Here is a 745-nt window from a genome sequence, read left to right as displayed (position 1 = left end):
GGAACGCTGTTTAGCTGATTTAGCGGCACACTTAGAGCAGAACCTGGATTTGCAGGTATGAGGGATGGTCGTTTCAAAACCGCAGTCAGGACATTCATACGTATCAAAACCAAGATAGACGGAACCACAGAGGATAGTATCGAGAATATTCTTATAAGTCACATCACGCATTCTATTGTCATTGTAAAGCTTAGTAATATAATCGATATTATCAAAAAAAATATAACCAAAAGATTCTTTAGTATTCTTTCTTATATAAGAAGATAAGACAGCAGAATCGTATAAAAGAGTATCAGGAGTAGAGAGATCAATCATAAGAACACCACCTAAGATGATTATACAATACAAAAAAGCGATAATCATCAAAGATGATTAATCGCCATGGACAAAATTTATTTTGTCCTTTTTTTATATATTCTTACTGAAGGAGTCTTACACTACAAAGCACGGTGAGGTGAGTTGTAGATTTCTGCAGCTCGTTCAGTTTAAAAAACTCTCTTTGCATATATGTCTGTTAAGACAGTTATTGAATAAACGACCAACTGCACCAATTTTACGTACTGAAACGTTCTTTTTGACTTCCTTTGAGATTGTTGTACACTCCTTATCCAATTTTTTTGACAATTGCCTTGAAAGAATCGTTATTTTTTAGACCATTTTCAATTGTGATTCTATCAAGAGCAGTTAAATGTTTCTGATTAGCCATGATGAGCACCTCCAGTAGAAGGAATACCCACTATTATTA

At 34.2% G+C, this 745-nt stretch carries 2 protein-coding genes; both read right to left on the bottom strand.

Annotation, left to right across the window (positions count from 1 at the left end; all coding sequences use genetic code 11):
* A partial coding sequence (locus tag B5E79_RS13250; protein ID WP_206393230.1) for a transposase zinc-binding domain-containing protein occupies nt 1-315 on the bottom strand: 315 nt, incomplete at its 3' end.
* A gap of 289 nt (nt 316-604) precedes the next feature.
* Complete coding sequence (locus tag B5E79_RS13970) at nt 605-706, bottom strand: helix-turn-helix domain-containing protein (protein WP_143746801.1); 102 nt, start codon at nt 704-706, stop codon at nt 605-607.
* Between the last annotated feature and the right edge of the window lie 39 nt (nt 707-745).

The sequence above is a fragment of the Massilimicrobiota sp. An134 genome, assembly GCF_002160815.1.
GTDB classification, from domain to species: domain Bacteria; phylum Bacillota_I; class Bacilli_A; order Erysipelotrichales; family Coprobacillaceae; genus Allocoprobacillus; species Allocoprobacillus merdigallinarum.
This window is presented reverse-complemented; position numbering and strand designations above follow the sequence as displayed.

What these genes read in the sequence shown, in the direction of transcription:
- B5E79_RS13970 (WP_143746801.1), bottom strand. Translation starts at nt 706, where the DNA reads ATGGCTAATCAGAAACATTTAACTGCTCTTGATAGAATCACAATTGAA.